This window comes from Dolichospermum sp. LEGE 00240 (genome assembly GCF_015207875.1).
Taxonomy (GTDB): Bacteria; Cyanobacteriota; Cyanobacteriia; order Cyanobacteriales; family Nostocaceae; genus Dolichospermum; species Dolichospermum gracile.
Map to the genome: position 1 here is coordinate 21428 of NZ_JADEVZ010000070.1, position 6206 is coordinate 27633.

General features: G+C 37.7%; 11 protein-coding genes. 9 read left to right on the plus strand and 2 right to left on the minus strand.

Annotation, left to right across the window (positions count from 1 at the left end; all coding sequences use genetic code 11):
• Window positions 1–28 precede the first annotated feature (28 nt).
• The 8 genes from IQ226_RS25280 to IQ226_RS19545 all read left to right on the plus strand — a co-directional run bounded on the left by IQ226_RS25280 (window position 29) and on the right by IQ226_RS19545 (window position 2829).
• Window positions 29–364 carry a hypothetical protein gene (locus tag IQ226_RS25280; RefSeq protein ID WP_228039556.1) on the plus strand — a complete coding sequence of 112 codons (336 nt, stop codon included), beginning with the start codon at window positions 29–31 and terminating at the stop codon, window positions 362–364.
• The gene (locus IQ226_RS19515; protein WP_193898135.1) at window positions 365–514 is read left to right on the plus strand and encodes a hypothetical protein; all 150 of its coding nucleotides are present in this window, start codon (window positions 365–367) and stop codon (window positions 512–514) included.
• A 114-nt stretch (window positions 515–628) separates the two neighbouring features.
• Complete coding sequence (locus IQ226_RS19520) at window positions 629–865, plus strand: hypothetical protein (RefSeq protein ID WP_228039557.1); 237 nt, start codon at window positions 629–631, stop codon at window positions 863–865.
• A 53-nt stretch (window positions 866–918) separates the two neighbouring features.
• Window positions 919–1236 carry a XisI protein gene (locus tag IQ226_RS19525; RefSeq protein WP_370567203.1) on the plus strand — a complete coding sequence of 106 codons (318 nt, stop codon included), beginning with the start codon at window positions 919–921 and terminating at the stop codon, window positions 1234–1236.
• A gap of 90 nt (window positions 1237–1326) precedes the next feature.
• Window positions 1327–1743 carry a XisH family protein gene (locus IQ226_RS19530; RefSeq protein WP_193898121.1) on the plus strand — a complete coding sequence of 139 codons (417 nt, stop codon included), beginning with the start codon at window positions 1327–1329 and terminating at the stop codon, window positions 1741–1743.
• Window positions 1731–2075, plus strand: coding sequence for a XisI protein (locus IQ226_RS19535; protein WP_193898123.1), 345 nt, complete (start codon window positions 1731–1733; stop codon window positions 2073–2075). The genes IQ226_RS19530 and IQ226_RS19535 overlap by 13 nt, the downstream gene beginning before the upstream one ends.
• A 288-nt stretch (window positions 2076–2363) precedes the next feature.
• Complete coding sequence (locus IQ226_RS19540; protein WP_193898125.1) at window positions 2364–2612, plus strand: hypothetical protein; 249 nt, start codon at window positions 2364–2366, stop codon at window positions 2610–2612.
• 10 nt (window positions 2613–2622) lie between these two features.
• Window positions 2623–2829: a hypothetical protein gene (locus tag IQ226_RS19545; protein WP_193898137.1), complete on the plus strand. Its 207-nt coding sequence runs from the start codon at window positions 2623–2625 to the stop codon at window positions 2827–2829.
• Window positions 2830–2998: 169 nt separating this feature from the next.
• Here IQ226_RS19545 and IQ226_RS19550 read toward each other — a convergent pair whose 3' ends face one another.
• A complete protein-coding gene (locus IQ226_RS19550) occupies window positions 2999–3901 on the minus strand; it encodes a S1 RNA-binding domain-containing protein (protein ID WP_193898127.1) in 903 nt (300 codons plus the stop codon).
• 83 nt (window positions 3902–3984) lie between these two features.
• Entirely contained in the window at window positions 3985–4728 is a 744-nt protein-coding gene (locus IQ226_RS19555) for a dienelactone hydrolase family protein (protein ID WP_193898129.1), read from the minus strand.
• 263 nt (window positions 4729–4991) lie between these two features.
• On the opposite strand from IQ226_RS19555, the gene IQ226_RS19560 reads away from it, so the two are divergent.
• On the plus strand, window positions 4992–5978 hold the full coding sequence (locus tag IQ226_RS19560; protein WP_193898131.1) for a GntR family transcriptional regulator: 987 nt from the start codon (window positions 4992–4994) through the stop codon (window positions 5976–5978).
• The last annotated feature ends 228 nt before the right edge of the window (window positions 5979–6206 follow it).

The window sequence follows — 6206 nt, forward strand, 5'->3', positions numbered from 1 at the left end:
ACTTAATCCATTAACCAGTATCAAATAAATGAATCACCAAACTACCTTTAAAGAAATTGCCTCTCAAGTGCAATTATTCCAGAGTATAGAACAAAAAGAAACCTTTATATTTGTACTTGGCGCTTTAACATCTCGGTTAATTAGTTTACATAAAGCAGCCGAAATCATGGAAATGGATACAGACATATTTTTGAAAATTTTAGAATTAATGGGAATAGATTTTTCAAATCTTACCATATCTAATGGACAAAAAATGGCAGAAGCATTAAGAAAAATATCAAAAAAGAATATTTTTGCTGAAATTGATCTGCAGAAATGGCAACAAGAAATTCGTCAAGATCGCTCTCTTCCTAATCGTGATTAAATGATGTTACTTGATAGCAATATTATTATCTATGCAGCACAAGCAGAAAATGAGTTTTTAAGGGAGTTTATCGCTGAAAATATCCTGTATTATTATCAGCAGATGCAGATGCGGAATATGCAAAAGCTATTGTTAAAAGTCATCAGGTAGAGGTTACTGTTTTTAATAACGAACAGGAGGAAATTGTATCATGGATAAGCTCACAAGATATGGAGAAATGGTTAAGCATCGTAGTAAAGCTTATGAGTAATAGGAGGTTAAAAAATGATTGAATTACATCCTGAGTTTTTAACAAAAAATGGTGAAAAACAATTCGCGGTTTTACCTTATGAGGAATTTTTAAAGATTCAGGAATTATTAGAAGATTTGGAAGATTTACGAGATTTGAGAGATGCTAAGGAAGAAGAAAGGAATAGTTTCAATGTCTTTAGAGGATGTTTGAAAAGTTTCCGGCGATTAGAAATCGCTACTACACAAACAAAGTCCACCTGCGTGGACTAAGGAAAAATCAAGGCTTTTGAACCCAGGTATCCCTTACGGGACCGAAGGAATAGGTGGGTTTCGTCTGTGTAGTTCCGCGACTTCTAGTCGCCCTTGCAAGTAATAAATTAGACTTTTCAAACACCCTCTTAGCTTTTGATGAGCAAAGAGATCAATATTTATGGTTTCAAGTTGGTTGGACAACTGAGGAAAGAATTAAGGGAATTTCTGTCCATATTAGTATTAAAAATCAGAAGATTGACATTGAGGAAGATTGGACTGAGGAAGGAATTGCAACGGAGTTATTAAGAGAAGGTGTACCAAAAGAAGATATTGTGTTAGCTTTTCATGATCCAGAAACTCGTAAGTTAACTGAGTTTGCTATTGCTTAATAGAGAAAAACTTTGTTAGTATAATTTAGGTTAGGGTGGGTATTGATGGACTCACCTGAATGTTATAATAGCTTATTACCAGGGTAAACCATGCCAGCAAAGGATTTCTACCATGATGGATTTAAAAACGCTTTACTCAAGGATGGTTGGCAGATTATTCGTGATCCTTATACCATTAGATATGAAGGACTAAAACTATTTGCTGATCTTGCCGGAAAAAAGTTATTTTCTGCACAAAAAGAAGATACTAATATTGTAGTAGAAATTAAAAGTTTCTTGAGTCTTTCTTTAATTCATGAGTTTCAATGTGCTTTAGGACAATATATTTTATACCGTACATTGCTAAGACAATTACATCCTGATTATCGTCTTTACTTAGCAATTGAACAAGAGGCTTATGAAACTTTTTTTGAAACAAAAGGGATTCAACTTGTCATAAAAGAATATAAAATTTTACTGATTGTAATTAATATTGTTCAGGGGGAAATTGTCCAATGGATAAATTAAATAATTATCGTGAAATTGTCAAAAAGATATTAACAGAATATGAGCAAATAGCTAGTGGAACTCCTAATATTTCTGGAGTTGATACAGTCTTATCTTTTGATGATGAAAGAGATCAGTATTTATGGTTTGATGTAGGTTGGAATGAAAGAAAACGAGTGAAGGCAATTACTGTTTATGTGAGAATTAAAAATGAGAAGATTTATATTGAGGAAGATTGGACTGAAGAAGGTATTGCAACGGAGTTATTAAGGGAAGGTGTACCAAAAGAGGATATTGTTTTGGCTTTTCATGATCCTGAAACTCGGAAGTTTACTGAGTTTGCTATTGCTTAATAGAGAAAAACTTTGTTAGTATAATTTAGGTTGAGGTGGGTCTGGATGGACTCATCTTAATGTTATAATTTATGTTATGATTAATATTTTATGGGGGTTGGGGGAGAGGTCAAAATCGCTTGTTTGATGTAGGTGGTATGAAGTGCGATCGCTTGTTTGATGTAGGTGGTATGAAGTGCGATCGCGCAAGCGCTGACTTGTCAGTTCGCTTATTACCCTTAGAGTTGAAAAACAAGCCAAATCTTATGCTAAAATCATATCAGTCCCCCCTTAAACTACGATAAATTTATGCAAACCAAAGAATTGATTATACAAGAACTACAGCAAATACCAGAAATTGAACTAACCCAAATACTTAATTTCATTCGTGCTGTCAAAGAAAAAACCAACTCCCAACTAACTGAATATAAACCTATTTGGGAAGTAGCTGATGATATCATCAAAGATATTCCTCAAGAAGTCTTAGAAACACTTCCTCTTGATGGTGCAGTAAAACATGATTACTATCTTTATCAACAAAATCTTATACAAGAATAGACAATAGATAATGACAAGCGTTTTTGCAGATACTTTTTATTGGGTAGCATTAATTAATAAAAGTGATTCCTGGCATCAGCGTTCTGAATTAAGCGATCGCCAAAAAGGTAAAATACTTTCAGAATTATTAGTAGCATCAATCCATTTACATTCCCATTGTGATGAAAATTGGCAAAATTTGATTTCTGATCAGTTGGAAACTCTAGCAGATGATTAAGGTTATTTCTTATGAATATCCAACTTGTCACTTTAGGATAACAAGTACCGAAGAGCCGATTATTTTAGCTGATTTAAATAAAGTTAATATCCCCGACTTCTTTTTTGATCTGGTTAATCAATGATAAATTCCTGCAAGAAGTCGGGGATCTGGGGAAATTAGCAATTATCTATTCAGCCGTTTTATTAGCTGCACGATTAGCACGAGCTTCGGCGGAATCCATGACTTCTGCAAAGTTTTCCACGACTTCACCAGGGAAGTTTTCTAGGACTCTGGTAGAAATAGCAACTCGACCTTTACCTTCATCTAAATCAATAATGACAGCTTTAATGGGTTGACCAATTTGAAAGACCTTTTCTAAAGAGTCAATGAATTTTTGGCTCACTTGTTTGATGTGTAGTAATGCGCTGACACCGTTAAAATCTACGAATACACCAAAAGGTTTGATGCCAGTAATTTTTCCTTCGATTAATTGACCGATTTCTAATAAACTGAAGTTGCTAGAACGAGCGGCTAAACGTTGAGAGAGAACGAGTTTATTGGTTTCCCGATTGATTTCTAAAAAGCCTACGGTGAGAGTTTGACCTTTGAGTGCTTCTAGGTTATCACGTTCGGCGATGTGCGATCGCGGAATAAAACCCCGGACACCTAGAAGATCAACAGTGACACCACCTTTATTAATACCTGTTACCCGTACTTGCACACTTTGGGAATTCTCCTGCATTTCTAACAGTTTTTCCCAAATTTGTTTCACTTCCAATTGCTTGCGGGAAATGGTAACTTGACCTTCAGCATCCTGATCCCGAATAATCAAAAACTCTAGTTCCTCATTCATCGGTAATACTTCCGACAAATCAGCTACTGCTCTCAAGGAAGCCTCTTCTTGGGGAAGAAACGCGGACGATTTCCCACCAATATCAACATAAGCGCCATCGTGGTCAACTTGGAAAACTTTACCACGAACAACTTGTCCTTTTTGAAATTGGTAATCGTGTTTTTCCAAGGCTTTGGCAAAATCATCCATTGAAAAAGACGAGTTGGCTGTTTGAGAAAGTTTAGATTCGGAATTCATGACGGTTGAAGATAAATTGTTATTTGTTTAGTTGTCAGTGGTCAGTTGTCAGTGGTCAGTTGTTAGTGGTCAGTGGTTAGTTGTTAGGCTAGTTGGCTAAAAAGTTGTTGGACTTGCTCCCAAGCATCCGCCGCAGCTTTAGAATTATAACTGCCACGACGGTCACAAAAAAATCCATGACCAGATCCATCGTAACGAAACAGACGATGAGAAATGTGATATTTTGCAAGTTCGGCGGTAATCTCGTCTACCTGTTCTGGAGGAATACTCCCATCTTCCTCACCAAAAAAGGTGTAGATAGTGCCTTTAATTGCTGATGTCCGGGTAATACTGGGATTTCCACCCCCGGGAGTACGAGTAGTGATCCCCGCACCGTAAAAGGCAGCAGTGGCTTTAATATCAGAGAGTGTGGCAGCTAGATAGGCGACGTGACCACCAAAACAAAAGCCAATACAACCAAATCCATCTCGGTTAACATTGGGTAAAGTTTTTAAGTAGTTAATGGCTGCTTGAATATCGCTTAAAAGTTCTGATGCTGTGGTTTGTGACCAAGCGTATTTTTTGCCTATTTCCACGTCTTCGGGACTGTAACCAGTTTCAAATCCAGGGGCTTGACGTTGAAACAGGGCTGGAGCGATCGCCACATATCCTAGTTTAGCAATCCGTTCGGTGACATCCCGAATATGGGCGTTAACGCCAAAAATCTCCTGGAGAACGACAATTCCCGGATAAGAACCGGGTGCTGTTGGTTGAGCTAAATAGGCGGCTATTTGCAAATTGTCTTCAGGAATTTGAATTGTTGTAGTCTGTATTGCTGACTCTGTCATAATATCAGTTGTGATTAGGGAAATAGGTAAGAGGTACGAAGCACAAGTTAATCATAGTTATATCTATCAGCAATTAGTAACCACTAATGGCGTTGTGAATTACGATTCATTTACTGATCGGACTTACATTCATTTTGACCCTTACCTTCTGATTTGGTGTATTCTTCTGTGATAATATTTTCCATAGCAAACTAACCCATTAATCATATATTTAACAGGTAAATTATGGCTATTTGTATAAGTCTTATGGAGCAGAATTGGTAATGATTCAATTCCGTATTCAGCCAGATAGTGAAATTCCTGCATCTAATCAACTGTTTAATCAGATCAGATTTGCGATCGCCTCTGGGCAATATTCACCTGCATATAAACTACCCAGTACCAGGGCTTTAGCCATGCAAACTGGATTACATCGCAACACCATTAGTAAAGTTTACCGCCAATTGGAGGAAGAAGGATTTGTCGAAAGTTTAGCAGGTTCAGGCATCTATGTCCGCGCTCAAGGTCATGAAGGCGGAAGCAGATCCCAGTCTCCCATGCTCAAACAAAATCCTCAAGCCTATAAGGTGGTGCAACAAGCCCTAGATGAGTTACTGGGTCAAGGTTGTTCTCTCAATCAATCACGAGAACTATTTTTAGCAGAAGTTGACTGGCGCTTGCGTTGTAGTGCCAGAGTATTAGTGGTGACACCATCTCAAGATATTGGGGCTGGGGAATTAATGGTTGATGAGTTAGAAGAATCCCTGCAAATCCCCCTCCAGCTAGTCGCAATGGAACAACTGATTGGAGTATTAGACCAAACCACTTCAGCCACATTAGTCACCAGTCGTTATTTTATCGGAGAAGTGGAAGCGATCGCTGCCCCCAAAGCCGTCCGCGTCATTCCCCTCGATATTCACGACTATGGTAAGGAAATGACTGTAGTTAAAGGCTTACCTAAATCTAGTTGTATAGGTATAGTTAGCCTCAGTTCCGGTATTCTCAGAGCCACAGAAGTTATCCTTCACGGTTTACGCGGGGATGAACTCTTGGTAATGACCGCCCAACCCAAGGACGCTTATAAACTACACGCGATCGTCAAACGCTCAGAAATAATCTTTTGCACAGATCAAGTTAGCTATTCCACAGCGCAATCCGCCATGCAAACAGCCTTAGAAGACCTTATCCGTCCCCCCAAACTTATTCGTTGTGAAAACTATATCGGTACACAGTCCATTAACTTACTAAAACGCGAATTAGGACTAGTTTAGGCTCTACCGGACTTAATTTGATAAATATCATCGTTTCTATGACAAATTTTTGGGAATTTGAAGCAGATTTTGTTGATTCTTGGCGTTGTATTCCTATGTAACCCACATTCCGCAGATGTGACCTAGATTATTGGGATTTTTGAAAAATTTCAGCCAGGAAAATTTTATCTACCTAATTTTCTGGTTGAGTTTAACTTTATTTGCCAAAAAATAGAACATATTAAGTAA

Excerpts from the sequence above, each read along its gene's own strand:
- IQ226_RS25280 (WP_228039556.1), top strand. The coding sequence starts at position 29 with ATGAATCACCAAACTACCTTTAAAGAAATTGCCTCTCAAGTGCAATTA.
- IQ226_RS19515 (WP_193898135.1), top strand. The coding sequence starts at position 365 with ATGATGTTACTTGATAGCAATATTATTATCTATGCAGCACAAGCAGAA.
- IQ226_RS19520 (WP_228039557.1), top strand. The coding sequence starts at position 629 with ATGATTGAATTACATCCTGAGTTTTTAACAAAAAATGGTGAAAAACAA.
- IQ226_RS19530 (WP_193898121.1), top strand. The coding sequence starts at position 1,327 with ATGCCAGCAAAGGATTTCTACCATGATGGATTTAAAAACGCTTTACTC.
- IQ226_RS19535 (WP_193898123.1), top strand. The coding sequence starts at position 1,731 with ATGGATAAATTAAATAATTATCGTGAAATTGTCAAAAAGATATTAACA.
- IQ226_RS19540 (WP_193898125.1), top strand. The coding sequence starts at position 2,364 with ATGCAAACCAAAGAATTGATTATACAAGAACTACAGCAAATACCAGAA.
- IQ226_RS19545 (WP_193898137.1), top strand. The coding sequence starts at position 2,623 with ATGACAAGCGTTTTTGCAGATACTTTTTATTGGGTAGCATTAATTAAT.
- IQ226_RS19550 (WP_193898127.1), bottom strand. The coding sequence starts at position 3,901 with ATGAATTCCGAATCTAAACTTTCTCAAACAGCCAACTCGTCTTTTTCA.
- IQ226_RS19555 (WP_193898129.1), bottom strand. The coding sequence starts at position 4,728 with ATGACAGAGTCAGCAATACAGACTACAACAATTCAAATTCCTGAAGAC.
- IQ226_RS19560 (WP_193898131.1), top strand. The coding sequence starts at position 4,992 with ATGATTCAATTCCGTATTCAGCCAGATAGTGAAATTCCTGCATCTAAT.